This window comes from Methylophilus flavus, assembly GCF_042678905.1.
Lineage (GTDB): Bacteria > Pseudomonadota > Gammaproteobacteria > Burkholderiales > Methylophilaceae > Methylophilus > Methylophilus flavus.
In genome coordinates, this window is sequence record NZ_JBHTLN010000001.1 from 1,826,433 (window position 1) to 1,851,513 (window position 25,081).

The following is a 25,081-nucleotide window of genomic DNA, read 5'->3' on the forward strand; positions in this document are numbered from 1 at the left end:
GGTTTATTTTTATGGAATGGTGACTTTAACCTCTGTAGACCCTTCAATTTTTACTTTTTGTTCGGCACCAGGCTTGTTCACCCCCGGCAGCCAGACCTGATAAGTATATTGGCCCTCACCCAGCTTGAGGAGCGCCCGTCCTTTATCATCTGTTTTAGCAAAAAATGGCGTATCTACAATGTATATGTACCCTAACATAGAATCATGAATGTTGCATCCCAAGGTCACCAAACCGGCCTGATCAAACTGCACGGGATTGGTCGGCACACCAGAATACAACTTTAATTCAAACTTTTTGGTGGGAGAAAAAGAATACACATGATGACGGAATGAATCTTCATTGGGAAAATTAATATTGGTGCCAGTCTGCACAACCGTGATCTTAGGGTTGAACATTTTGTTTTTCTGCACGATTCTGCCAGTAGCATTGGGGTTACTGGGGGGTGTTTTACCATCATAAAATGCCACTACGGCGTCGGTGACAGCATTCCCTGCCGCATCAGTCACAATCACCGTGACCGTCTCTGCACTGGCTACAGTAAAAAATGCGCCAGTAAACAGCAGCAACACGGTGCTTACAATGGCAGTCCACATTGGCATTCCTTTATTCATTTAGTTGGTAACGACGTCGTGCTTCATGGGTGCCAATATCTTCAGCAACTCGTTTTTTTCTTTGGTGCCTACGCCATTCGCATCCATGCGCTCGCGCAAAACATCTACCATAATCTCAAATTCGGCTACCGTATTATGCAAATCCGCATGCGACTTCTTCATCGTCTCACCTTCATACACACAATTACCACCGGTTTTCACACACAGAAAATTTGTCACACTCTCTTTTAAGGTTTTCATTTTCACGCCATCGAATGAGCGGCTGGTGCGGGGATCCTTGCTAACGATATCCAGTGTCTGGTTGGATAACCTGCTCAGCATGGGCATGCCGCCTATGCGCTGGAATAACGTCGCTTCCGGCCTGGGTTGCGTTACACAGCCTGCACATAAAAACACTACTATCGCAATCACATAATTACGCATTGATTCTCTCCATCATTCTTTCTACCAACTATCACATCTTACAACCTGGCCGGGAGATGTATTGCGCAAGAAAACCCCTATTCCTGTCTTTTTTCATGCAATTATATTTATCGCAAGAGATAGATAATGCGTGAATGGTGTTATTTTTAAAAGAGATTGTTATGTGCACAATTAAATCTATTTCATCCTTACTGTCCTTACTACTGGCCTTGGGCGCATTTTCTTCCCTTGCGAGCGCCGGTGACCGCCTGCTGGCAACCGGCGGCGTGACGCAGGTGGAAGGCTCCGCTGGCGGTGGCTTGATGCCCTGGGCAGTGATCAGTGGCTATGGCACTGACAAGCAGATTGGTGGCTCGGCGTTTTACACCCATGCCGAGACCAAGGCAGATTACAAACTGAATTCCGCAGGGATTTCATTAGGCTTTGTAAATCGCGTGGAAGTCAGTGCGGCGCAAACAAGATTTGGTTTGGGTAACACCATCCGGGGTGAAGAAATACGCCTGAATACAGTCGGTGTTAAATTGCGTGTCATTGGTGACGCCATTTATGACCAAGATAGCTGGATTCCGCAGATTTCAGTAGGTGCTCAATACAAATATAACGAAGACTTTAATTTTGTACCTAAACTTTTAGGCGCCAAAGACCGTAGCGGTGTCGACTACTACGTGGCCGCCAGCAAGTTATTTCTTGGCGCTGCCAATGGTTACAACCTGCTAGTGAATGCTAACTTGCATGCGACTAAAGCCAACCAGTTTGGCCTGTTGGGCTTTGGTGGTGACAGACGCGACAGTTACCGACTCTACCCTGCCGTTTCTGCGGCGGTGATGTTGTCGGATAGCTTTCTGGTAGGCACTGAATTGCGTTTTAAACCGGATAATCTTTCTGCGGCTGAAGAGAAAAAAGCGCAGGATATTTTCCTGACCTGGTTTCCGCATAGAAATGTGTCCGTGACTGGCGCTTATATAGACCTGGGCACGATTGCGACTAAAGAAAACCAGACCGGCTGGTATCTGTCAGGGCAGATCAATTACTAATTACCAGATTTTTAAAAGAGTTTATATAAATGACAACGGGCGCTAAGAGCGCCCGTTTTTCGTAGCAAAGAACAATTATTTGTTCATTACGTACATAGTTACTTCAAAGCCGAAACGCATTTCGGTAGCAGCTGGTTTTGTCCACATGATTGATTTCCTTTAATTAGTTTCGTTTTAGCGTTTGCTATTACGTGTGTCCATATTAAAACTGCTCACCAGGCTTGTCGTGCTTAAACTGCGCAACCTGCCATCATGATTTTCATGAGACTGCCCTAAACGCCATTCCCGGCACGTAAACTTTTGATCTTGCGCAATAACTTGCGCATGCCTTTACGGCCTATGGTGCGCTTTAAATGTACCTTGAAATCATATAGATAGAACGGCAGCAAAGTGCCGATATTCAGGCTATGCCCCGACAGACCGAGATAGAGCGTCAGGAACTGCTTGCGGCCATCCCAGTGCAGTTTCTGGATGGCACGGGTTAAATCGGCAATTCTTTCACTGTAGGGGGTTGCAGTGGCATAGGCGTGCAAACGTGCAGTATCAATCAGCGAAAATGTCAGCCGTTCATCCTGCTGGCTGACCAGGATATTACCGCCGGAAAAATCCCTGAAGTAAATGCCGGAAGCATGCATATGCAGGCAGAACAGTGCGAATGCCTGGTACAAACTTTGCGCTGGCACACCGTTGAAAGTTTCCTCGCCCTGGCTGAAAGCAATAAATGCCTGGGCGATGGTAAAGTCGTGGGTGACATACTCACAAATAAAGAAATTCTGCTTCAGGCTGGTATCGTCTACACGCTCGAAATACGCCAATGGCATGGCAGTACCTACGCCACGGCGCAATAACTCCATGGCGCCGTTCCAGCTGCGTTTGGCTTTGCTGGGTTTAAAGCGATCTAACCAGGTCTTGTGCCAGTGCATCCTGATCGGCTGTTTGACGGTGACTTTTTTATTTGGCGCTCTAGGATCAGGAATCGGCCAGATCGCATTCCGGGCATGGCGTAGCGCTTGTTCTTTAGCTGGGGCCTTGAGGGTGCCCGGGTGCCAGGCGTACCACAGTTGCGCCGCCTGCTCACTATTTTCAGCCAGGATCATGCCGCGCCAGTCGGCTTCTTGCACCGGGAAATACTGTAAGTGTTGAATATGCGCATGGATGATAGTCTGTGACAGCCTGGGGTTGGCGGTATGTAGCTCAACCGTCTCAGTTGCATCCCACATTAGGTAAACAGGCGTTTCGGTGATCAGCGCGGGCTGTGCAATGGACTGGCCATTACGATTGATAGATTCCACCTTGCGCAAAGCGGATTCCGCATACACCTGGTTCAATACGGCACAGTGGCCATTGATGGCCCACACCACATGGATCAGTTTCTGATGCTTGCGCAACTGGTGGATTTCCAGACCGTTACCGGTCGCCAATGCGCCGATATAATGTGCGCCATTCAGCCAGCGCGCCACGGTCCTCAAGGCCGAGAAACTCGGGTTACGCTGGTATTCATGCAGGTTGCCATCCGCTGACTGGTAATAAGCGACCCGCTCCAGTGCCGGGTAGCGCGCGTCATCCAGGCCATCATTGATCACGCCTTCACGGTGGCAGATCATCGCGCCCCAGTTGGCCTGTTCCAACGCGCCCGAAGCTGCCAGCAAGGTGAAGTAGCGCGTAACGTAATCTGCCTGCTTTTGTGCGCCATCCGGCAAATGCCGCTGGATGCGGTAAATCGCCCAGAAAGCCACCGGCGAGATCAGCGCGGGCACACCGAAATCCACACCTATCTTTTGCAGTAAGCGGGCTTTCTTGATCAGGTTAAATTTGAGGCAGCGGGTCCAGCGGAACTGGAAAATACGGTGGTCCGGCTGCTCGGGCTCAATCACGCGTTCAACGAACAGGTTATTGCTATGCACATCCGGCAGCAGGTGTTCTGCCTGTAATTTTTTAAATGCACTGATGTTATACAGCGGCTCAAAATCCTGGATATTCGGGCCAACCACTTTTACACCATATTGCCTGGCAAGGCGGTGGGCGATCTGCCAGGCCTGCATAAATCCCGGCCACTGATAGCCAGACCAGCGCTTGCGGTTAATGGTGTTACCGATTTCAAGGCTGGCGATGTGTGTGGCATATTGCTGCAAAAACTGCTCAACAAACTGCTGCCATCTGGCCTGCACTTGCGCATCCAGCATATGCCGGGCAATGGCAAACGGCTGTACCAGATGCACATCCACCAGCAAGCTGGCATCCAGCAGGCGTTGCAACAACCTGACCTGGTGCACATACATGTCATCATCACCAATATCCAGCCGCACACGGCCCAACCCTAAAGCGGCCAGTTGCGCCAACACATAATCATCGGTTTCCGGCTGCTGGTTGGTGGCGACACAAATGCCTATGAAATGCGTGGGGATGGCATGGTCTGCAACAGGCAAATGGCTGTTCTTAAGCCGCAAGCCGCCCTTGAAAATATAGGCCAGCCCATCCTGTACCACCTGCCGGGTGAGCATACTTGGCAACTTGGAACGTTTCACAGCCACGGTTTACTCCGGCAAGCGATAACGCTGCTCTTTATAAAGCAGGGCTGGCAACAAGGCATTCGCCAAAGCCCGCTCGGCCAATGCCTGCCCATCAGCTGGTGTGGCGGTGTTTTGCAGCTTTTTATTTTGTGGATCGTAATGGCCGAATGCCGGAGCCTTGCCTTCACGTAATACCACCACTTCATTCTGTTCTACATTAGGACCCAGTTGCTGCATCCAGCCATAATTAGAGTTGTATTGCATCATGGCACGGCCACGGTAATCGTCGCTGATGTTGGACAAATCATGGCCGGTCATCGGGTGCTTGCCTTCTATGCCCATCAATGACAATACCGTTACCGGCAGATCAATCTGGCTGGCAATGGCATCCACCGTTTTCGCCCCAACCGCGCCGCCAAGGATCAACGCCGGAATATGGAAATGCTCGATCGGCACCAGTGAATCCCCGCGCACACGAATATCGTGATCGGCCACAATCAGGAACACGGTGTTATTCCAATAGGGACTGGCTTTGGCTTTCTTGAAAAACTCGCCAATGGCATAGTCGGCATATTTCACCGCATTGTTATCAGTCGCTTTCGGTTGTTCATACAACTCAATGCGGCCATCGGGGAATTCAAACGGCGCGTGGTTGGATGAGCTGAATGCCAGGGTGAAAAATGGCTTGCCGCTGGCATGATGCGCCATCAGTTGCTCATGGGTTTTATTCAGCAAGTCTTCATCCGATGCGCCCCAGCTGGCAACGAATACCGGATTCTTGAAATCCGGCTGGTCTGTGATCTGCTGGAAGCCGTTGCCCATGAAGAAGCTGCGCATATTGTCAAAATGTGACTCACCGCCGTAGATGAATTCTGTTTGATAGCCCTGTTTTCCTAACAGCGAGGCCAGCGTGAAAAAATTGCTCTGGCTAAGGCCCAGTTTGACCGTACTATCTGCAGGCGTAGGCTGAAAACCCGTCACCACCGCTTCAATGCCGCGCACAGATCGCGTACCGGTCGCATATAAATGCGTGAACCAGATACCTTCTGATTTAAGTTTTTCCAGATTGGGCGTGACCGGCTTGCCGCCTAATGACTCTACAAACCCTGCACCCAGGCTCTCCTGTAACAGAATGACCAGGTTCAACGGTTTATCGCGTCTGACTGAAGGTACCAGCGTCGTCAGGGTGGGAATCTCCACCTCTTGTGCACCGGTCAAAGCAAACACTTTTTCGCGCGGCAACTTGCCGTACATCTCGCTCGATTTGGCTTCATGCTGCAAGCTGTACGCAGCATAAAACACCGAATAGGTAGAATTCAGGATCAGGCTGTTGACCATGCTGTCTTGCGTGATGGCAAATAGCGCCGGATTCGCTGGCCTGTGCGTGAGGGTAGAGCGAACTGCAAACGCAGTCAGCACCAGGATGAACGGCCATACCAGCCATACTGCCCAGTTAGACCATTTTGCTTCTGCCTCACGCCAGGGTTTGAGCAGTTTGTAGACCAGCAACAGCGCCACCAAGGCCATGCCCAGGCCAAAAAACAGTTCTATCTTGAAGCCCTGCCACAGCATGCCAAACACCTCATGCGGGTATTTGAGGTATTCAACAAAAATACGGTTGGGGCGGACATCATATTCCAGGATAAAACCGGGGGTTGCCGCTTCCAGAAACACCAGCAACACCAGCGAAAGCAGCACCCACCAGAAAGTGTATGCTCGCCAGATATGAAAGCGTTTGCGTGTCGCCATGAATGGCGAGAGTAATACGGGAATGATGGCCAGCAAACCGAGCTGGATCAGATCAACGCGGACGCCTTGCAGCAAAATCTGGCAGATCTCACCAGTCGCTAATACGCGTTCCCACTTCCACCCGACCAACCCCAGGCGGGTCAGGGACAGAAATATCAGTCCGATTAAAAACATTACAATCAGCGGTGCATAAGGCCCGAACCAGTGACCTATCGTCCAGAGCTTAGAATGTGAAGGAGGCTTGCCGAAATAACTTGATCGCATGTTGTGCTTAATCAGAATTGATTCAAGCGTGTCATTATAACGGGTTATTGTGCAATGTTATTGCAAAGCGCCGGATACCCGCCCAGCCAGTCATCCGGCTGGTTAATTAAATGCCATCTGTCAGGGATTTTTTCCGCAGGTCCAGATATACCATCGACAACAGGATCACCGGGATCACAAAGCCCACCAGCAATGGTGTCAGATCCAGCAACATATCTGCAATGCCGGTCTGGCTGGTAAATGCGCTCCAGAATTTGGCCAGCAACGGAATCACCGTAAATAATAACGTCGGTACCAGGAACCAGACCGTGCTGGTAGCTCCACGTTTAGCAAGCCGCGCAGACACAAAAGAAACCACTGCGACCACTACCGCAGCGCCAGCACCCCATACTGCACCGGCAATCAGAGTGATCCAGGTTCCAACCTGGTAAAGCAATAAACAAATAAGAGCAGTCAAGACAAGTTTTCGATTAATTGATAGTGACATAAGAGGCCTTTATTATTTGGGATTTCTATGACAACACATAAACAGATAGTTAACGAATGAATAAGTTGCGTCCAATCAGTTTTTTTAATTAGCCGGTTGCAATCCCTTGATTGCCCAATGATTTACAGAAGTGCACAGCAGTAACAACTACTTGGGCTTGATCACGACTGATGCTGCAGTTCTTTCAAAGGATCCATGATAGACCACTTCGATATTGTTACCGTCCGGGTCGAGAACAAACGCAGCAAAATAACCGGGATGATAGGATCGCTCGCCTGGAGGCCCGTTCTCTCTTCCTCCGGCACTAATGGCTGCACTGTAAAAAGCTTTTACAATTTCAGGGTCACTCGCCTGAAAGGCGAGATGAATACGGGTGAGGTAATCGTCCGCTTCATTGAAAAACAACTCATCGGCGTAGAAAAACCCAGGACCTTCGTGCAAGACGTCAGGCAGCCCAAGGGCGGTGAAAACCGCCAGATAAAAACGCTTGCTAGCCTCTAAGTTTGAAACCCGCAAATGTACATGATCAATCAGCCTGCCTCGATGAAATTCCACCAATTACTCCTCATAGTCTTCAGATGAGTCTCACTTGAAAACACTAAATCTGATTGATCAGCTCACTATCATTCCGTAATTTTTGACCAGACCGCCAGTGCTTGCAGGTCCTGATAGATGGGCACTTCTGGGCCAACATCCAGTATACCTTTATCAATCAGCATCACCGCACGCTGGCAGCCATCACGCTTATTGCCTTTGCCTATCCATTCAACAAGAGTGGCCTCGCCCTCTTTCCGCACAATGGATGAATATTCTTTGAGCACCGCATCCCTTGCAACAGTCCCACCTAAGGCATCGGCTGCTTCCATCTTTTTGGCAACATACTTGGTAGACGCAGTGTAGTATTTGGCATTGCGTTCCTGCCAGATATTCACATACTCCCTAGGTGTTTCCAGCCGGCCAAGTAGTGACAGGCACTCTATACCTATGCGGCCCACCACAAAATTGGCTGCGCCCATAAAGGCTGATGCAACATTTCTGGATTCGGACTCCAGTGCATCGACCTCCTGGGCACAGGCATTAAACGTAAGGATGCTGATGCACAAGCCTACTAAAATTGGTGCACGATTGTTCATGTATCCCTTCCGACTTGCCAGGCGAAATTAATCAAGGTCATTCAATATTTTCAAAATTCAGTAATTTCTCACATTTGTCTCTCAAAGCATCTATATTTACACCTAAAGTATGAATGGGCTCAGAATTTCTTAAGGACTTCATTGTGATGACTTTTTTTCTATCATAATCTTTGGGTTTAAGCGTAAAAGCGATCGGCGCAGTCAATTGATTGCAATTGCCAACGGGATTATCGATATGATAGTGACAACCACTGACGACTAAATTTGTTTTTACTAACTTTGCGGTACCAATGAAAGTGTCCTTGTCTCCTGACTCTGTGAAAACATCAAAGCCTGCTGCATTTTTCTGAATGACTGTGCGGCTATAAGGAGAGTGCCTTCCCTTCAATTCAGGTAGACAAGTAAACCATTCTCCCTCAAATACTGACGCTGCTTGCAAGCTGAATGAAATCTGCATGGCAAGTATTGTGCTTAATATTTGTTTCATTTTATATATGCTTTTTTTAGCCAATGCTTTATTCCACTGTAAGCCAATTTAAATAGCAGCCCAATCACTCCCACCACGCTAATTAAAAACAACAGCGCGGGAAAAGGCATCAAGGCCGGGGTTTGTGGTTTCAGCGCCAGGCCATTCTTTAACTTATCCGGCAACGGATTAGGCGTAACCGGGATAATCTTCCACTGGCTACGATCCGCTGGCGCTTGTTTCAGATATTGCTCGAAACTATACACCGGCGCCAGGCCTGCATTCCGGCTGGACGGGATTTGCGGGATGCGTACAAAATAAATCGCTTCGATCTGGCTTGCCATTGCTTGCATTTCAGGTGACGCCAGGGTTTGTGTGCTGCCGGTATGGGCAATATTGAGCAGGTCATTGCCAATGGCATCAAACGCCACCGCAGGGAACAGGCGGGTCATTTCTGTGTTCAGGTAATCGTAGATGGCCCGGCCTTTGGTCAGGCTGCGTTCAGTCGCGGCAATATACCAATAGGCGGCACTGGCTTTGAGCAAGCTTTCGCCACCGCTTTCCGGCACCTTCCAGCCCAGATTGCGCAGCACATCAACACTGATACCTGCGCAATTATTCAAGGCATGGTCATACACAAAATCATTTCGGTAAAAATGCTGGTAAGTGCGGTTGCTTGCCGCTTGAATGGTGTCCGGCACAGCTGCTTGCGAGAACACAGCCACCAGCATGTATGACGGGCGGTAAAACGCCTGCCCGCTGTTGAGGTCAGCCATGTATTTATCAAACGGGGTCACCCCGGCAATAATGCCTTTTTCGCTATTGGTGGCCAGGTTGTAATAGTTGTTCACCAGCCAGTGATGGTAACTGCCGTCGGCAGAAATGATGCCGGTAGTGAGCGCGAAGTGCCCACCGTGTGCCTCATCGTCGTCGCCTTGTGCACCATTTAATAACACGCCTAATACCGCTTTACCTGTGAGTGACTGCGCAACACCTGGCGCTTTTTGCCACAATAACCGGCTTTCATGCGGGCTATGCGCGCCACCCTGCTCATATTGCACCAGCTGTTCGAGGGATTCACCTTGTTGCAATGGCTGCGCCTGGGCTTGCAGGTTAAGACGGAAATCTTCCGGCCAGAGGGTGCGCGCGACGATCGTTAGCCCGACCTGCTCTCCACGAATGCTCAGGGCTCGTTGCGCGTAAAACGCCTGCGTGTCCTGATTCCAGTAAGACAGATTGGTCGGGATTTTTGGCACGATTCCAAACGGCATTTCTTTGCCGTCAGCCAACTGCAGCCGCTTTCCATCGGCTGATAAATGGGTATGCGTCCATTGTTGGGTCGAGCCAGTCCACACCACACCTGGCAATGCATGCAAATCCAGAGAAGCTACATCATCAGCACCGCGTTTATCCAGTGAAAAGCTGGTCAATGATTGACCGGCTCCCGGCACTGCCACAGTTTCATTTTTGAAATACCATTGCGCCTGCGGCAAACTCTGGCAATGCGCGCACGGCATGCTCAGGGTTATGAACTGCTCGCTGTCATACTGCCCTAAGGGATATTTCGCAACCTCTCCTGCCTGCGCCGCCACTAACAGCTGGGAGCAACCCAGCACCCAACAACCCAATTTCCCCATGCGAGTTGCCCTTACTCTGACGCAAACCAGCGTTTAACATAGGCCATGCTACTGAACCAGTATTCCGGCTGGCGCAGGCATAAATAACCGGCTACCAGCAGATTCAAGCCGGCAGTCACTGAAAACAGTTGCGGAATACTTAAGCCCTGGCCAAACAACAATAGCGAAAAACCGGCTGAAAGCACCATAAACAAGGCATTCATAATGTTGTTAGCGGCAATCACCCGCGATTGATAGCGCGCCTCAACCCGCGATTGCAGCAGGACGTAAAGAGGCACGATATAAAGGCCGCCGCTTACACCGAGTAAGGCCACATCTAACAGCATGCGCCAGTAATCCAGCTGGCTGATGGCTTGCAGCGACCAGCCTGGGTTAGCCAAAAACTGTTGCTGGATGCTGCCTGCCGTAGAGGCGAAATCCCAGGCGAACAGCGACATGCCGGCGGCACCTAACATCACCAGGCCCAGCTCCTGCTTGCCTTTAGAAAGTTTTTCGCACCAGATCGACCCTATGCCCACGCCTACCGAAAAGATGGATAGCAAGGCAATGAAATCGCGTTCACTGCCATGCAAGCCATCTTTTGCCAGGTTGGGAAACTGCGCCAGTAAAGTCGCGCCAAAAAACCAGAACCAGGAAATCGCGACGATACCCACCCACAAGGTTTGTTGCGCCCAGAAGAGTCGTACGTTATTGATCGTTTCGCTGACGGGATTCCAGTTGATTTTCATCTCCGGCACTGGTGCCGGTGACAGCGGAATACTGCGGCTGATGTGGTAGCCGGAGATAGCGATCAGCAAAATACTCAGGCTGGTGAAGAATTCATGTTGCGGCAGGCTGCCTAGCCAGGCGCCTAATACCTGCCCTAACAGGATAGCGACAAAGCTGCCCATTTCCACCAGGCCGTTACCCGCAGTCAATTCATTCGCTTTCAGGTGTTGAGGCAAGTATGAATATTTCACCGGGCCAAACATGGTGGAATGCACACCCATGAGAAACAAAGCCAGCGCCAGAGTGGCCAGGCTATGGATCAGAAAACCGATACTGGCGAACAGCATGATGGCGATTTCAAGCAGTTTGACCAGGCGGATAATCTGCGACTTTTCATATTTATCCGCCAGCTGACCGGCAGACGCCGAGAACAGGAAAAACGGCAGGATAAAAAGGCCGGGCAGCAAAGTAACCAGGGTACTGCCATCCAGCGTGGTCAGACTGGCGGTATTGAATGCCACCTGCGTAATCAACGCGGTTTTGAATACATTGTCGTTAAAAGCGCCTAATCCCTGGGTCCAGAAGAATGGGCGGAAACGGTTTTGCGTAAGTAAGCTGAATTGGTTGTTCATGATGGATTCTTCAAAGTCGCTCAAATAATGACCTGGTTTCAAAAACATGAGGGGAAAACGTTTGCCCGTTGATGTTGAGCAGGCGTTTCAATGCAAAGTCGTATAACAGAGGGTTGGTTTGTTTCAAAGCCAGTAAAAACGGTTTGTGCTCGCTGGCCAGCCAGCCGTCAGCAATCAGGGTATTGACGTTGGTCAGCGGCATAATGCCAGGCAAAGGGTAATCCGAGCCATTCACCAGTCTCGGGTGCCAATCCTGACGGGCAATCAGGGTTGGCAATACCCAGGCATGATTAATCAAGGTGGTTGCAGAAATATCGCCAAACACCAGTGATTGATAATCTGGCGTATCCATCAAGCGGGTAAATAGATCAAAGCTTTTCACGACGCGGTCGCCATGATCAAGGTCTTCATCATTCCCATCGCTGGCGCAATGTGCAAGTACCACTTTTACACCCTGGTCCAGTGCCTGCCGCATGCGTAGCGGGTTACCGTAGGTTTGGTCACCACCGGCAACCGCGCTTTCCTTGCCGGTATGACTGATGATAGGCATGCTCAGGCTAGCCAGCTTTTTATAAAAAGCCGCACATTTCTTAGAGGCAGGGTCTATGCCCATGCCTGAAGGCAGCCATTTGATGGCACGCGCGCCCTTCTCAGAGACTTTATCCAGTTCATCCAGCGCATCTGGACGATAGGGATGAACACTCGCTACCCACTCAAACCGTTCAGGCAACTGGCTGGCAATGTTTGCTGCATAGGTATTGGAGACATGGAAAATGGAAGAAGCCTCGAGCATCTGCCCGCTTTGATTGCGATACCAGTCAAACGCATACAACATGAGTTTGACACCCGCAGGCATGGCAATCACCAATTGCGTCATTTTCTCGATTGTGGATTTATCGATACGCGCCGGGTCTGCACAGGTGCCATTCATGTAAAACGCTTTTTGCAGCTTTAACGATGGATGCATCCAGCTATCCATATCCGGATTAAACCAGGTTTCATTGCTGGCATCGCCAACGCCTACCAGGTGCACATGCATGTCCCACACCTGGTCTGGCCTGATGCCCTGCCATATCTTCTGGTAGGTCGGGTGTTGTAGCAGACTGTCTGGTATGCCTGGCAGGCAAGGATTGCTTAATCCGGCATCAGGCCAATAGCGCCAGGCGGCATGGCTGATGCCAGCGAAGGCTAAGCCTCCCGCTGCCAGCAAGAACTGTCGCCGGTTCATTGCTGCTCTTCAGCCATTTGTTTCAAGGTCACATAATCTGTCTTGCCGGTGCCCAGCACAGGAATCGCATCCACCTTGATAATTTTTCTGGCAATGGCGATTTCCGGTGCACCCAGATTTTTTGCGACCACTTGTAAATCTTCGCGTTTGAGTGCGGCATCAGTGGTGAACAGCACGATATTTTCACCGCGGTTGGCGTTGGATTGCGTGGTTGCCGCATGGTGCTGATCCGGCGCTGCCGTATTGGCGATTTTCTCGACCATTTCCAGGGAGACCATCTCACCGGCTATTTTGGCAAAGCGTTTGACGCGGCCTTTGATATGGATAAATCCTTCCTGATCGACTTCCACAACGTCTCCGGTGTCATACCAGCCATTGGCGGGTGGAATAAGTTTGCCAGGTTCGTCATACAGGTAATAGCCCTGCATGATATTTTCGCCTTTGACATGCAACTGGCCGCCATTTTCAATGCCCGGCACAGGCTCCAGCCTGTATTCCATGCCCGGGCAGAACTGGCCAACCGTGCCATATTTATTCGCCATCGGCGTATTGGCTGAAACCACTGGCGCGCATTCGGTCGTGCCATACCCTTCTAAAATACGGATGCCAAATTTCTCGCTATACACCTTGCGCACTTCTTCATTCAGTTTCTCAGCACCCGCCACCACTATCCTCAATTTATAGAAATCATATGGGTGAGCGAACCGTGCATAGTTGGCAAGGAAAGTATTGGTGGAGAAAAACACCGTACAGTTTTTCTCGTATATCACTTCCGGAATCACCTTGTATTGCAGCGGCGACGGAAACAGCATGATGCGGATGCCGTTGAGCAAAGGCAGCAGGGTGCCGGTAAAGCCAAACGCGTGGAACATCGGCAGTGACATCATGAATTTATCGCTGGCGTTAAAATCCAGCATGGCCATGATCTGGTGAATATTGGCCAGAATACTTTTGTGGCTGTGCACCACGCCCTTGGGCTTGCCTTCAGAACCTGAGGTAAACAGGATAACTGCCGTATCTTCAGAGTTGGTGGGCGCCATCACCGCTCGCGGAAAATGCAGCGCATAGCCCATTAACCAGGCTTTGTCCCATAAGCTAAACTGCGCGCGCAAATCTTCAAGGTAAACAATCCTGACGTCTTTCAACTGCGCGACCACCTCTTGCAGCTTGGCGGTTTCAAGAAACTTGCGTGAGGTCATCACGGTACGGATTTTGGCAGCGATACAGGCATTTTGCAGGCCGGCAGTGCCCGCCGTGTAATTCAACATGGCGGGGATGCGCTTGAACGCGGTCATGCCCATTATCAGCGCAGCGGTATTCGTCACATTAGGCATCAGCACGCCAACGGCTTCATTCGGCTGGCTTACTTTGCAGGCCAAACGGCCCAGAGCCAGGCTTTTCTTCAGCAGGTCCTGGTAAGTTTCTTCCACCAGATTCAGGTCTTCGATCACTTTCATACCGCTGCCGGATTTGGCAATGGTTTCCAGTAAAGTCTCAAACAAAGTCGTGCTTTTCTTGGTCTGGTACAGCAGGTCCTGCATGATCTTGCGCATGGCGACTCCGGCAATGCGGCGGCGTTGCTTGCTGGTAAGCGGTGCCTCTCCCCCGGAATCAGTGTTTATTTCAGTGGTTGGCAACACCGTCAGCGTCACTTTAGGAAACAACTTACGCGGATGTGCGGCAGACAAGCGTCCAAAGTAAGATTGCGCAGCGCCTTCTACCCGTACCGGCAATACTTTGACAGCGGTTTTTGCGGCGACAAAACCTGGGCCGTCGTACACTTTCATCAGGGCACCGGTTGAGGTGATACGTCCTTCCGGGAAGATCACCACGTTTTCACCTGCATTCAAGCGTTGAATGACTTTTTTCATCGCTAACGGGCTGCTGGGGTTGACGGCCACATGTGGCGTCAAACTCAGGATTCCCCTGAAAAAAGGATTCTTCAGCACATCGCTGTGCACCACAAAGGTGGCACGCTTGGGTAAAAACAGGCCGATCAGCATGCCATCGAGCAAAGATTCATGATTGGCGATAATCAGTAAGCGGTCTTCCGCAGGAATATTTTCCAAACCTAATACACGTACTCTAAACACCAAACGGCATAACACTCTCAAAATGCTGGCAAGCATTTACTTTCCCCTTGAATATTCAAATATCTTCTTTTAAATAAGTCATGACATTCTGCAGCGCCTGCTGCATGCGGTCTTTATCTACCCAAAAATACACTTCACGTCCAATTTTCTCGCTTTGCAAAGCCCCGCCGCGCTCAAGTACTTTCAGGTGGTGGGTAACTGCGGTGCGGCTGAGTTGCGAACTGTCGGCGATTTGTAAAATGGTCAGGCGCTCGTTCTTGTCAAACGATAGCAAAATTCGTTGCCGCTGTGCATCACCTAATGCAACAAACAGGTCGGAAATATCCGACCAGGCTTCCGGGATGTGTGTGATTAATTTCATATAACTAAATAATTAGTTATATAGTTATTTATGTCAAGCATTTTTTAAGCTTGAGAAATAAATTTACTTATTCGGATTGAAATGCCGGGTCAGTAATTGCAACATGGCTTCATCGCCGGGTTGCCCGGCACTGATCACTGTTAAACCATGTGACTGCGCCTGTTCAGCAATACGGTCATGATTCACAAACAGCGGCACAGCCTTAAGCCAGTCTAATTCGCCAGCCACATCAAGCAAAAACCGTAATGCTTCCGAGCTGGTAATAATGATGGCCTGTAACTGGTTGCCGGCATGTGCCTGCGTCAATAGATCCGCATTTTTCTGCGGGTTGATGCGCCTGTAGCATTCTCCGAACACGACTTCGGCACCGCGTTGTTTCAAGGTATCGGCCAATACTTCACGCCCACCGACACCGCGAACTATCAACACACGCTGGCCTTGCATCTGTTGCAATTCTGGCAATATCAGCAGCGATTCACTATCAAAACGGTCAGCAGGCTTTACGACTTCGGTCACCCCAAAAGATCCTAACGCACTGGCTGTGGTGGGCCCAATGGCCGCGAATTTCAATCTGGCAGGCAGTGGATCTTGTTGTAACAACGGCATGCCATATTGCACAGCATTGCTACTGATAAAAATGGCCCAGTCGAACTGGTGCAGCGGGGTGATGGCAGCATGGAATGCCGAGAGGTCAGGCAGGCTGGTGATATCCAGCAATGGGAAAGAAATCACCCAACCACCTGCCTGTGCAATCGCCGCATTCATTTTGGTCGCCTGCTCCGGCGGACGGGTGACTGCTATATGCACACCCGCCAGTGGCTGTGTCATTTCACGCCGTCCAGCGTTGCCAGGATCTTATCAGCACCTCGGGCGACCAGCTGTTGCGCCAGTTGCTGGCCGAGCTTCTCTGCCAACACGGCATCACCAGTTACGGATTCTTTCAGCATCTGCTGACCATCCACACTGGCGACAAACCCTTGCATGGAAATCGTATCGCCCTGTTTAGTTGCATAAGCCCCCAGCGGTACGGTACAACTGCCGGCCAACGCACGGCTAAAACCACGCTCGGCCTCTACACATAGTTGGGTATCAACATGGTTGAGCGGCGCCAGAATCTCGATCAAATCGGTGCGGCTGGCGTTGATTTCAATGCCTAAAGCGCCCTGGCCTACCGCCGGGATACTGTGTGCAGGATCAATAAAACCTTTGATGCGCTCACCCAGGCCCAGGCGGATCAGGCCGGCAGCTGCCAGGATAATGGCGGCGTACTGGTTTTCATCCAGCTTGCGCAAACGCGTTTGCACATTACCGCGCAAGGATTCAATTTTCAGATGCGGGAAACGCGCCTGAATCTGGCTTTGCCGACGCAAGCTGGATGTGCCGACGATGCTGCCATCCGGTAATTCTTCCAGACTGACATAGGTATTGGAGACAAACGCATCACGCGGATCTTCACGCTCACCGGTAGCCACTAATGCAAAGCCTTCCGGCAAATGCATGGGCACATCTTTCATGCTGTGTACCGCGAGATCAGCACTGCCGTCTGCCAGTGCATTTTCCAGTTCTTTGACAAACAGGCCCTTGCCGCCTATGCGCGATAAAGGCGAATCCAAGATCTGGTCGCCGGTGGTGGTCATGCCTAAAATGCTGACGTCACATTGTGGATAAAGCGCTTGTAAACGGGCTTGAATATGCCTGGCTTGCCACATTGCCAGTGCACTTTCACGCGAGGCAATCACCAGGGATTTTGGAGGGGTAACAGTAGTCATGCCGCCATTTTAACATAGGGGATTGGCCGTCTGCGCAGCTTCAATACCAGCTGCTTTTTCACGAACCTTTTACGCCACAGCCCGGTCGGATTGAGTTATGCTAACGAAGCTTTTTAGCAGAAACACTGCTAAGGAAACACGGAATAAGTGGCTACGCGGGCAAATTGCTGCGTTGCGCGGTACGCGAAATCAAGCTGTACTTAATGTACTGTCTTGATTTCTGCATTCCGTGCGCCTTGCACTTTATTCCGCTCGCTCATTTATTTCATGTTTACCTAAAATTAAAGTATTAACGATAAAAACGGAGGGCTGCCATGCAGTATCAAATCGATATCTTTCTTTCTTCACTCAATCAATTCTGGATTGAGCTAGTCAACTTTGTCCCAAAATTGCTCGCAGTGATTGTCATCCTGTTTTTCGGCTGGCTGGTCGCTAAACTGGTACGTATCGGCGTGAAACGCCTGCTGGAAATCACCCAGTTTGACGCTTTTGCCAAGCGCTCCGGCCTCGAATCTTTTATGCGCAGTGCCAACTTCAATGTCACGCTCAGCGGCATTATCAGTCAGGTTGTGTACTGGCTGGTGATTTTGCTGTTTGTGATTACTTGTGCCAATTCTTTAGGCATGACAGAAGTTGCGATGTTACTGCGTGAACTGGCGAGCTACTTGCCACATATCATTGTTGCCATCCTGGTGGTGATTTTCGGTACGCTATTTGCCCGCTTTATCAACCGCCTGGTATTTGCCTGGTTGCACAGCATCAAGTTTGAACAGGCACTGATCATCAGTACTTCAGCTGAATATTGCATCCAGATCCTGGCGATTTTTATTGGCCTGGAACAGTTGGGCATAGGCATGCAGCTGATACACGCCTTGTTTATCATTGTTTTTGGCGCGGTGTTTCTGGCACTGGCGATTGCGTTTGGCCTGGGCGGGAAAGACTGGGCAGCCAAAGTGATAGAGCAGGCTGACCAGAAAAAGAAAATGTAATTGACCACACTCAGGGCCGTTTAGACGGCCCTGATCATATGCTGATGGCGACGGCTGACTACCAGCGTCTCGGCAATCCCTTTAATCAGTACTACCCAGCTTAATTCCCCCGCTGCTTCACCCGCTTGCTCGTTTTGTTGCACACGCTGCTTTGCATAACCGGCAATGGCATTTTTTGCGACCAGTGCATTGCGGTGCACGCGCACAAATCGGTCTGCGAAAGTATGCTCGAGCTGATTCAGTGATGCCTCTAGTAAATAACTTTTTTCCAGCGTGCGCACCGTCACATATTTAAGCTCGGCACGCAAATACAGCACCTCATCTACGGGAATCAGCAACACTTTGCCACGTTCATGTATGCTCAAATGCTGTGGCGTTTCCTGCAATGCTTGCAATGCCTGCGACTGCTTGGTTTGCAAGGGACGTGCCTTGGCTAATGCGATCGACAATCTTTCCGCACGGATAGGTTTCAGCAGGTAATCAATGGCATTCAGGTCAAACGCCTGCAAGGCATAATGATCATAAGCGGTGGTAAAAATCAGGTTGGGTGGATTGGAAAGTTTGCGTATATGCTGCGCCAGTTCGATGCCATCCATCACCGGCATGCGGATATCCACCAGCGCGATATCGACTGGCTGATTTTGCAATACCGCCATCGCCTCCACGCCATTCGCCGCTTCACCAGTAATGGTGTAACCACCAATATCACTGACCAGGTCGCGCAAGCGCTGCCGTGCCAGCGGCTCGTCATCCACGATCAACAATTGCTGGTTAGCCATGCGATATCTCGGATAGCGGACGGGTAGGAATGGTGATTTCTACGACATACTGGCCTTGCGCTTCATATTGCTTGAGCCGCGCTTCCAGGTCGTAATGCAAACGCAAACGCTCGCGGATATTTTTCAGCGCCATTTTATTACCGCCGGACTTATCCGGACGTGACGACAACGGATTGCTTATGCGCAGTAATAATTCTTGCGCATTTGTGTGCAAATTAATCACGATTTTGCCGCCCTCTGCCAACGGTTCGATGCCGTGATAGACGGCATTTTCGACCAGCGGCTGCAAAATCAGCGGCGGAATCATCATACCGGCGGATATCTCCGCCATATGCCATTCGCACTGCAGGCGTTCGTCCAGGCGCAACTTCTCTATGCTCAGGTACTGCTGGCATAACGCAATCTCCTGCGTCAGCGGTACCAGCGCACGGTTATCCGCCATCAGCACGCGGAAAAGCTCCGCCATATCTTCCAGCGCAGTCTCGGCACGTTGCGGCTGGCTACGTATCAATGACAATACTGCGTTCAGGCTATTAAATAAAAAGTGCGGGCGGATGCGTGCCTGCAATGCCTGCAAGCGAGCTTCGGCAATCGCCGGGGAGTAAGCCCTCTGCAATAAATCCAGGTAATACAGGCTTAAAGCGATATCCCCCAGGCAAAGCAGCAGGATTTGTGTGTATTGTGTCGTCGCTAGTGGCGAAATCCAAACTTGATATGCATAGGCTGACAAAGAAGTGAGCACTAACGTTAATGTCGTTATAGCAGCCAGACCTGCAATATAAGGCAATCTGAGGATGACAGGATAAAGCAGGGTCAAGCCGCCCATGGTCAACAGCAGTGGCGGTAACCATTGCCCCGCCAATTGCACCAGGTCACCGGCCCAGAGCCCAACGCTCCAACCCGGCTGGGCATCATAGACCGTTAATAATCCCAGCAGACCGGCGTGCAACAGTAGCACACGTAAATGTATGCCCAGATTACGGAAATTCGGGATACGGCTGGTTTTACGCACGATAGGATTTCCGTCCATGAAACTCGGAGCGAGCATATGCACTCACGAGTTGACCGTAAAGCTTACTGTAAGCTGCGCCAGTTTTTCCAAACACAGCCTCGCAAGCGTGCTGCAAGACGCATACTAGGGTTAATGCGCTCCGTTCGCCTCGCACTTTGTCTCGCTCAATCACTTAATCGCGCGTTTCATTTATAATGTCGTGCCAGCATCATAAGTATTAAGCGCCAGTGGCGCAAGCATGCGCTAGACGCCCAATTTCTGGCAGAAAGAATTTTTGCTTTGACAACTTCGCAATCCACACCACAATCTTCGCTGCATCAAAAAGACCAGGCCTGGTCCGGCCGTTTCAATGAGCCGGTGGCCGAGCTGGTGAAACGCTACACCGCTTCGGTTGACTTTGACAAACGCCTGGCTGCATTTGATATCCAGGGTTCGATCGCGCATGCCACCATGCTGGGCGCACAAAACATTATTTCTGCGCAGGATGTGGAAGATATCAAACGCGGCCTCGGCGAAATCCTGGCCGAGATTGAAGCAGGCCAGTTTGAATGGTTGCTGGACCTGGAAGATGTGCACCTGAACATCGAAAGACGCCTGACCGAGAAAATCGGCGATGCCGGCAAACGCCTGCATACCGGCCGTTCGCGTAATGACCAGGTCGCCACCGATGTGCGCTTATGGTTACGCAGCGTCGTCAATGACACCATTGCCGGTATCCGTGACTTGCAAACTTCACTGCTGGATCTGGCAGAACAAAATTCGGCCACCATCATGCCAGGCTTCACCCATCTGCAAGTGGCGCAACCGGTCACTTTCGGTCATCACCTGATGGCCTATTTTGAAATGCTGAACCGCGATACCGAACGCTTTGCCGATGCCCGCAAGCGTATCAACCGCCTGCCGTTAGGTGCTGCTGCCTTGGCCGGTACCAGCTACCCGATCAACCGTGAACTGGTCGCCGAATTACTGGGCTTTGATAGCGTCTGCCAGAACTCGCTGGACGCAGTATCAGACCGTGATTTCGCCATTGAATTTAATGCGGCGGCCTCGCTGCTGATGATGCACCTGTCACGCTTCTCCGAAGAACTGATTTTATGGATGAGCCCAAGATTCGGTTTTATCGATATTGCCGACCGCTTCTGTACCGGCTCTTCCATCATGCCGCAAAAGAAAAACCCGGATGTGCCGGAACTCGTGCGTGGCAAAACCGGCCGTGTCTATGGGCATCTGGTTGGCCTGCTGACCCTGATGAAAGGCCAGCCACTGGCCTATAACAAGGACAATCAGGAAGATAAAGAACCGCTGTTTGACGTGGCCGACACCCTGCTGGTGACTTTGCAGATTTACGCCGACATGCTGCGCGGCATCACCGTTAAAGCCGACAACATGCGTCAGGCCGCACTGGAAGGCTTTGCTACAGCCACCGACCTGGCCGATTACCTGGTGAAAAAAGGCATGCCTTTCCGTGATGCCCATGAAGTAGTCGCCCATGCTGTTAAAGCAGGCGTAGAAACAGGCCGTGACCTCGCAGAGTTCAGCCTGACTGAGTTACAGGCATTCAGCGCAACTATTGGTGATGATGTATTTGAAGTCCTCACGCTAGAAGGCTCAGTCGCCAGCCGTAACCACACCGGCGGCACCGCCCCCGAGCAAGTCCGCCGCGCCATCGCGCAAGCCAGGGAACAGTTAGGGCGCTGATGACACGCCTGCCTCATCTCCAGTGGAATCGCAGATCACATTGGCTGATGATGGCAGGATTAATCCTTTGCCTCGCTTTGATGACTGGTCTGCGTCATCAACCAGCGCATGCCGCGTTCGGCATTGCCAACCCCAAGCACGAACAATCCATGTTATGGCCGTTATTACCGGGCGAAAGTGTCAACAGCCTGGCCGCCAAACTATATCCGCAAAGCCCGGTGTTGCAGCAGCGCTTTGTGCAGCAATCACTGACCTTTAGCCGTGGTCGTGGCATTCTGCTGACGGCGGATCAGCGTGTTGATTCTGCGCAGTTGATTGCAGTGCCGAATGCGCAAGCCTTGCATACTGTAACGCACCGCATTAAAAAAGCGGATGAAGCGGACCCGCAGATGTTTGCTACGCCGACAGGGTTGGTGATGAGTTTGCAGATGCGACAGTGGGAGCAATCGGGGAGCATATTTCCGAAGCTTAGTTGGCCTTCAATTCAAGTACCGACATGGATGAAACTGAATAATGCAAAATCTTCGATGTCGGGATTTACTGCTCAGGTGCGGGATAACTTTCAGTCTAATATTAAGGCTCTAGGGCATATGTCGGTGAAGAGTTTATCTAAACAACCGCATTTGGTGATGATTATTAGTAGTGGGTTATTGTTGCTGGTATTGGGGGTGGTTTGGGGATTGCAGAGAAAAGGCCACTCTGTTGGTTGATGCATTCATCGAACTTTGATGGATTCTATTTCGCCTCTAGGCGAGTGTCTTTCCTTTGCTTGCCCAAAGCAAAGTCACCAAAGTAAAGGGCACCCTAGCTTCCGCTTGTTTCCTGCGTTGCTCGTCAAAATAAGCGGTCGCGAAACTCGACCTGGCAGCTCACACACATCGTGAGCTGCTGCGGGACTCAAACAAACGCTCCCTTCACCTTGTTTTGACTGCGCTACTCGGCGCGTCAGATAGGGGACCCGTTTAAACCCATCACGATGAAACATGGATTAGGCATGTGAGGTTAAAGGGCGCTAAATGGGTTTTGAGCTTCGAAGACAAAATTCAAATTCCAGTAAGTCTAATTCTTTAGGTAGTTTTGCCGCGTTTGAGCGTGATGCAATGCAAAGAATTACACTCAAATTGAAAGCGTGTGCCTTTCATGGGCCCCTATCTGACGAGCCGAGTAGCACAGTCAGCGTGGGAGTCTTCGGCCAGCGTCTGTTCGAGTTCCGCAACAAGCCACGTTCTGTGTGGCTTGTCAGGGCGAGTTTCGTTGGACGCCCACGGTGACGAGCAACGCAGGGAACAAGCGGAAGCTAGGGTGCCCTTTCTTTTGGTTACTTATTCTTTGGGCAAGCAAAGAAAAGTTACTCGCCTAGGGGCGAAAAAGAATGATGAGTACCCGAAGAAATATCTATTAAGATTCTCAAGAAAATGCGACATTTGTTTTCTATTGCAACCAAGCTACGCATGAATTTTGCCTGGATTCCGGCCGTCGCCGGAATGACCGTGAAGAATATTCCTATTCCGGCAAAAACATCTCCAACAACGTATTCAAAAACCGCTGCCCCAACAACGTCGGTTTAATCACTCCCCCAACCTGCTCCAGCAAACCCTTACGCTGCGCCTCTTCCATCTGCGCCTGAATCACCCTTAGCGGTAATCCCGTCCGTTGCTGGAACAATCCCGCTTCCACACCATCCACCAACCGCAACGCATTCATCATAAACTCAAACGCCAAATCCTCACGCCCTATCTGCCATTCACTATCCACCATCTGTCCCGTCGCCACAGATTCCAGATATCTCTTCGGATGCTTATGCCGGCTCTGGCGAATAATCTTGTCGTGAAAACTCAGCTTGGAATGCGCGCCTGCACCAATGCCCAGATAATCGCCAAACGTCCAGTAATTCAAATTGTGCTGGCACTGCTGTCCCGGCTGCGCAAAGCCTGACGTTTCGTAGTGCTGGTAACCATTTGCGGCAAGTATCTTCTCGATCTCCTCCTGCATGGTGGCGCTGGTATCGTCGTCCGGCAAACTGGGTGGCGTGCGGTGAAACGGCGTGTTAGGCTCCAGCGTCAGGTGATAGAACGACAGATGTGCGGGTTTGATCTGGCAGGCGGTTTCAGCATCTTGCAATGCATCCTCCAGGCTCTGCTCTGGCAACGCATACATCACATCCAGGTTCACTTTATCAAAGGTATTCAACGCCAGTTCAGCCGCAGCCAGCGCCTGTTCGCGGTCATGGATACGGCCCAGGGCTTTCAGATATTGCGGCTGGAAACTCTGTATGCCTAAAGAAACGCGATTCACACCAGCATCACGGTAACCCTTGAAGTTAGCGATATCCACTGTGCCTGGGTTGGCTTCCAGAGTCACTTCCGCGCCATACTCCAGCGGTGTAAGCATACGCACATGGCTCAATATCTTATCTATAGAGTCGGCAGAGAAAATACTGGGCGTGCCGCCCCCAAAAAACACGCTGCGGATTTTGCGGCCCCATACCAGCGGCGTGGCCTGTTCAAGGTCGGCGATCAGCGCATCGACATACGCGGCTTCGGGGATTTCCTGCCGTGCTTCGTGGGAGTTGAAGTCGCAGTATGGGCATTTGCGCACGCACCACGGAATATGGATGTACAGCGAGAGTGGCGGCGGATTGGTGAGGCCGCTCAATGTGACGTCGCCTTGCAGGGGCGCCTCACTTAAACTGTTGGCAGGGTAAATCGGGATCATGCGCGCATTTTACTCGTAAAGCCAAAGAATGAATGGTTGAAAATCATGCCGTGTTCTCCAAACAGTTAAATCTAGAGATACATGACTATTGACGGAAATTGTTAAAATGAATTAACTTACTTACTCTGCTAAGAATGAAGAAATCAGCAGTAGGGTTATACAACACTAAAGGGAGAAAATAATGAAAAAAAGGTTTACCGTGCTATCTGCAGCACTTGTTGCATTCTTGATGACCTCAAGTACATATGCAGCAAGTTATAGTTTCAATTACGAAGCATCAGACTCATCTCATTTTCAAGGAGTATCAGGCGACTTTGGTTCCAACATCAATATCGGTGATACCGTAACATTCACTCTAACCGCTTCTTCCGGGAATGCTTTCTCTGCCAGTATTGGTGACAACATTTGGGCGATTCTTGGGCTACTTGACTCACCGATCAGCGGCGGTACACGTTATTCAGATTACTCCTGGAGCTTTTATAATCAGGGAGCGCTGGTAGGTTCTGGTTCCAGTGTCAACGAAAGCACTCAATCCGTACATATGGGACCTTATGTCTTGATTAATTTCAACGGATTATTTGACACTTACAAATGGACTGCAACACTTAACTCATCAACGACAGGCAATGATAATAATGCCTTCGATATATCGCTAGGCTATACGTCAGCCCAATTCGTTGCTACCACCGTTCCTGAGCCTGAAACCTATGCTTTATTTTTGGCAGGATTAACTTGTTTTGGACTATTTGCCAGAAGGAAAAAAAGTCTGCTTTCTTAATATC

The 25,081-nt window shown here is 50.5% G+C and carries 24 protein-coding genes; 5 read left to right on the forward strand and 19 right to left on the reverse strand.

Annotated elements, in window-relative coordinates; genetic code table 11:
• Positions 1 to 9: 9 nt before the first annotated feature.
• Positions 10 to 594, reverse strand: a complete 585-nt coding sequence (locus tag ACFQ2T_RS08925; RefSeq protein ID WP_379033309.1) for a methylamine utilization protein — start codon at positions 592 to 594, stop codon at positions 10 to 12.
• A gap of 18 nt (positions 595 to 612) precedes the next feature.
• Positions 613 to 1,035, reverse strand: coding sequence for a group I truncated hemoglobin (locus ACFQ2T_RS08930; protein ID WP_379033312.1), 423 nt, complete (start codon positions 1,033 to 1,035; stop codon positions 613 to 615).
• A 161-nt stretch (positions 1,036 to 1,196) separates the two neighbouring features.
• On the opposite strand from ACFQ2T_RS08930, the gene ACFQ2T_RS08935 reads away from it, so the two are divergent.
• Positions 1,197 to 2,069 carry a DUF3034 family protein gene (locus tag ACFQ2T_RS08935; RefSeq protein WP_379033314.1) on the forward strand — a complete coding sequence of 291 codons (873 nt, stop codon included), beginning with the start codon at positions 1,197 to 1,199 and terminating at the stop codon, positions 2,067 to 2,069.
• A gap of 75 nt (positions 2,070 to 2,144) precedes the next feature.
• Here ACFQ2T_RS08935 and pqqA read toward each other — a convergent pair whose 3' ends face one another.
• From pqqA to hemC, 14 genes are all read right to left on the reverse strand, one after another.
• On the reverse strand, positions 2,145 to 2,216 hold the full coding sequence (gene pqqA, locus ACFQ2T_RS08940) for a pyrroloquinoline quinone precursor peptide PqqA (protein WP_081624291.1): 72 nt from the start codon (positions 2,214 to 2,216) through the stop codon (positions 2,145 to 2,147).
• A 125-nt stretch (positions 2,217 to 2,341) separates the two neighbouring features.
• Positions 2,342 to 4,600, reverse strand: a complete 2,259-nt coding sequence (locus tag ACFQ2T_RS08945; RefSeq protein ID WP_379033317.1) for a lipopolysaccharide kinase InaA family protein — start codon at positions 4,598 to 4,600, stop codon at positions 2,342 to 2,344.
• 3 nt (positions 4,601 to 4,603) lie between these two features.
• Entirely contained in the window at positions 4,604 to 6,592 is a 1,989-nt protein-coding gene (locus tag ACFQ2T_RS08950; protein WP_379033320.1) for an LTA synthase family protein, read from the reverse strand.
• Positions 6,593 to 6,698: 106 nt separating this feature from the next.
• Positions 6,699 to 7,049, reverse strand: a complete 351-nt coding sequence (locus ACFQ2T_RS08955; RefSeq protein ID WP_379033323.1) for a hypothetical protein — start codon at positions 7,047 to 7,049, stop codon at positions 6,699 to 6,701.
• Positions 7,050 to 7,226: 177 nt separating this feature from the next.
• Entirely contained in the window at positions 7,227 to 7,634 is a 408-nt protein-coding gene (locus ACFQ2T_RS08960) for a VOC family protein (protein ID WP_379033326.1), read from the reverse strand.
• 68 nt (positions 7,635 to 7,702) lie between these two features.
• Positions 7,703 to 8,212 carry a hypothetical protein gene (locus tag ACFQ2T_RS08965; protein ID WP_379033329.1) on the reverse strand — a complete coding sequence of 170 codons (510 nt, stop codon included), beginning with the start codon at positions 8,210 to 8,212 and terminating at the stop codon, positions 7,703 to 7,705.
• A gap of 37 nt (positions 8,213 to 8,249) precedes the next feature.
• Entirely contained in the window at positions 8,250 to 8,699 is a 450-nt protein-coding gene (locus ACFQ2T_RS08970) for a hypothetical protein (RefSeq protein ID WP_379033332.1), read from the reverse strand.
• Complete coding sequence (locus ACFQ2T_RS08975) at positions 8,696 to 10,315, reverse strand: hypothetical protein (protein WP_379033334.1); 1,620 nt, start codon at positions 10,313 to 10,315, stop codon at positions 8,696 to 8,698. The genes ACFQ2T_RS08970 and ACFQ2T_RS08975 overlap by 4 nt, the downstream gene beginning before the upstream one ends.
• An 11-nt stretch (positions 10,316 to 10,326) precedes the next feature.
• A complete protein-coding gene (locus ACFQ2T_RS08980; RefSeq protein ID WP_379033337.1) occupies positions 10,327 to 11,655 on the reverse strand; it encodes an MFS transporter in 1,329 nt (442 codons plus the stop codon).
• 10 nt (positions 11,656 to 11,665) lie between these two features.
• The gene (locus ACFQ2T_RS08985) at positions 11,666 to 12,883 is read right to left on the reverse strand and encodes an amidohydrolase family protein (RefSeq protein ID WP_379033339.1); all 1,218 of its coding nucleotides are present in this window, start codon (positions 12,881 to 12,883) and stop codon (positions 11,666 to 11,668) included.
• The gene (aas, locus tag ACFQ2T_RS08990) at positions 12,880 to 15,012 is read right to left on the reverse strand and encodes a bifunctional acyl-ACP--phospholipid O-acyltransferase/long-chain-fatty-acid--ACP ligase (protein WP_379033342.1); all 2,133 of its coding nucleotides are present in this window, start codon (positions 15,010 to 15,012) and stop codon (positions 12,880 to 12,882) included. The genes ACFQ2T_RS08985 and aas overlap by 4 nt, the downstream gene beginning before the upstream one ends.
• Before the next feature lie 19 nt (positions 15,013 to 15,031).
• Complete coding sequence (locus tag ACFQ2T_RS08995; RefSeq protein WP_379033344.1) at positions 15,032 to 15,337, reverse strand: ArsR/SmtB family transcription factor; 306 nt, start codon at positions 15,335 to 15,337, stop codon at positions 15,032 to 15,034.
• 63 nt (positions 15,338 to 15,400) lie between these two features.
• Complete coding sequence (locus tag ACFQ2T_RS09000; RefSeq protein WP_379033347.1) at positions 15,401 to 16,165, reverse strand: uroporphyrinogen-III synthase; 765 nt, start codon at positions 16,163 to 16,165, stop codon at positions 15,401 to 15,403.
• Entirely contained in the window at positions 16,162 to 17,106 is a 945-nt protein-coding gene (gene hemC / locus ACFQ2T_RS09005) for a hydroxymethylbilane synthase (RefSeq protein ID WP_379033349.1), read from the reverse strand. Before hemC ends, ACFQ2T_RS09000 begins: the two co-directional genes overlap by 4 nt.
• 314 nt (positions 17,107 to 17,420) lie before the next feature.
• Between hemC and ACFQ2T_RS09010 the strand changes: the two genes are divergently transcribed.
• Positions 17,421 to 18,095 carry a mechanosensitive ion channel family protein gene (locus ACFQ2T_RS09010; RefSeq protein ID WP_379033352.1) on the forward strand — a complete coding sequence of 225 codons (675 nt, stop codon included), beginning with the start codon at positions 17,421 to 17,423 and terminating at the stop codon, positions 18,093 to 18,095.
• 20 nt (positions 18,096 to 18,115) lie between these two features.
• Here the strand turns inward: ACFQ2T_RS09010 and ACFQ2T_RS09015 are convergent, their stop codons facing one another.
• Together ACFQ2T_RS09015 and ACFQ2T_RS09020 are read right to left on the reverse strand one after the other, a co-directional pair.
• A complete protein-coding gene (locus ACFQ2T_RS09015) occupies positions 18,116 to 18,874 on the reverse strand; it encodes a LytR/AlgR family response regulator transcription factor (protein ID WP_379033354.1) in 759 nt (252 codons plus the stop codon).
• Positions 18,867 to 19,886: a sensor histidine kinase gene (locus tag ACFQ2T_RS09020; protein WP_379033946.1), complete on the reverse strand. Its 1,020-nt coding sequence runs from the start codon at positions 19,884 to 19,886 to the stop codon at positions 18,867 to 18,869. Before ACFQ2T_RS09020 ends, ACFQ2T_RS09015 begins: the two co-directional genes overlap by 8 nt.
• A gap of 279 nt (positions 19,887 to 20,165) precedes the next feature.
• On the opposite strand from ACFQ2T_RS09020, the gene argH reads away from it, so the two are divergent.
• Complete coding sequence (gene argH, locus ACFQ2T_RS09025; protein ID WP_379033357.1) at positions 20,166 to 21,584, forward strand: argininosuccinate lyase; 1,419 nt, start codon at positions 20,166 to 20,168, stop codon at positions 21,582 to 21,584.
• Positions 21,584 to 22,294, forward strand: coding sequence for a hypothetical protein (locus tag ACFQ2T_RS09030; protein WP_379033360.1), 711 nt, complete (start codon positions 21,584 to 21,586; stop codon positions 22,292 to 22,294). The genes argH and ACFQ2T_RS09030 overlap by 1 nt, the downstream gene beginning before the upstream one ends.
• Before the next feature lie 793 nt (positions 22,295 to 23,087).
• Here ACFQ2T_RS09030 and hemW read toward each other — a convergent pair.
• Positions 23,088 to 24,299 (reverse strand): radical SAM family heme chaperone HemW, encoded by a 1,212-nt coding sequence (hemW, locus tag ACFQ2T_RS09035; RefSeq protein ID WP_379033363.1) that lies wholly within the window; start codon positions 24,297 to 24,299, stop codon positions 23,088 to 23,090.
• A 181-nt stretch (positions 24,300 to 24,480) separates the two neighbouring features.
• On the opposite strand from hemW, the gene ACFQ2T_RS09040 reads away from it, so the two are divergent.
• Positions 24,481 to 25,077: a PEP-CTERM sorting domain-containing protein gene (locus ACFQ2T_RS09040; protein WP_379033366.1), complete on the forward strand. Its 597-nt coding sequence runs from the start codon at positions 24,481 to 24,483 to the stop codon at positions 25,075 to 25,077.
• Positions 25,078 to 25,081: the final 4 nt, after the last annotated feature.

Bases quoted from the DNA above. Each gene is read 5' to 3' on its own strand.
- ACFQ2T_RS09015 (WP_379033354.1), bottom strand. From the start codon at position 18,874: ATGGCTAACCAGCAATTGTTGATCGTGGATGACGAGCCGCTGGCACGG.
- ACFQ2T_RS08975 (WP_379033334.1), bottom strand. From the start codon at position 10,315: ATGGGGAAATTGGGTTGTTGGGTGCTGGGTTGCTCCCAGCTGTTAGTG.
- aas (WP_379033342.1), bottom strand. From the start codon at position 15,012: ATGCTTGCCAGCATTTTGAGAGTGTTATGCCGTTTGGTGTTTAGAGTA.
- ACFQ2T_RS08930 (WP_379033312.1), bottom strand. From the start codon at position 1,035: ATGCGTAATTATGTGATTGCGATAGTAGTGTTTTTATGTGCAGGCTGT.
- ACFQ2T_RS09040 (WP_379033366.1), top strand. From the start codon at position 24,481: ATGAAAAAAAGGTTTACCGTGCTATCTGCAGCACTTGTTGCATTCTTG.
- ACFQ2T_RS08965 (WP_379033329.1), bottom strand. From the start codon at position 8,212: ATGAACAATCGTGCACCAATTTTAGTAGGCTTGTGCATCAGCATCCTT.
- ACFQ2T_RS09030 (WP_379033360.1), top strand. From the start codon at position 21,584: ATGACACGCCTGCCTCATCTCCAGTGGAATCGCAGATCACATTGGCTG.
- ACFQ2T_RS09000 (WP_379033347.1), bottom strand. From the start codon at position 16,165: ATGACACAGCCACTGGCGGGTGTGCATATAGCAGTCACCCGTCCGCCG.
- ACFQ2T_RS08925 (WP_379033309.1), bottom strand. From the start codon at position 594: ATGTGGACTGCCATTGTAAGCACCGTGTTGCTGCTGTTTACTGGCGCA.
- hemC (WP_379033349.1), bottom strand. From the start codon at position 17,106: ATGACTACTGTTACCCCTCCAAAATCCCTGGTGATTGCCTCGCGTGAA.
- ACFQ2T_RS08980 (WP_379033337.1), bottom strand. From the start codon at position 11,655: ATGAACAACCAATTCAGCTTACTTACGCAAAACCGTTTCCGCCCATTC.
- ACFQ2T_RS08950 (WP_379033320.1), bottom strand. From the start codon at position 6,592: ATGCGATCAAGTTATTTCGGCAAGCCTCCTTCACATTCTAAGCTCTGG.
- hemW (WP_379033363.1), bottom strand. From the start codon at position 24,299: ATGATCCCGATTTACCCTGCCAACAGTTTAAGTGAGGCGCCCCTGCAA.
- ACFQ2T_RS08970 (WP_379033332.1), bottom strand. From the start codon at position 8,699: ATGAAACAAATATTAAGCACAATACTTGCCATGCAGATTTCATTCAGC.
- ACFQ2T_RS09010 (WP_379033352.1), top strand. From the start codon at position 17,421: ATGCAGTATCAAATCGATATCTTTCTTTCTTCACTCAATCAATTCTGG.
- ACFQ2T_RS08985 (WP_379033339.1), bottom strand. From the start codon at position 12,883: ATGAACCGGCGACAGTTCTTGCTGGCAGCGGGAGGCTTAGCCTTCGCT.
- ACFQ2T_RS08935 (WP_379033314.1), top strand. From the start codon at position 1,197: ATGTGCACAATTAAATCTATTTCATCCTTACTGTCCTTACTACTGGCC.
- ACFQ2T_RS08995 (WP_379033344.1), bottom strand. From the start codon at position 15,337: ATGAAATTAATCACACACATCCCGGAAGCCTGGTCGGATATTTCCGAC.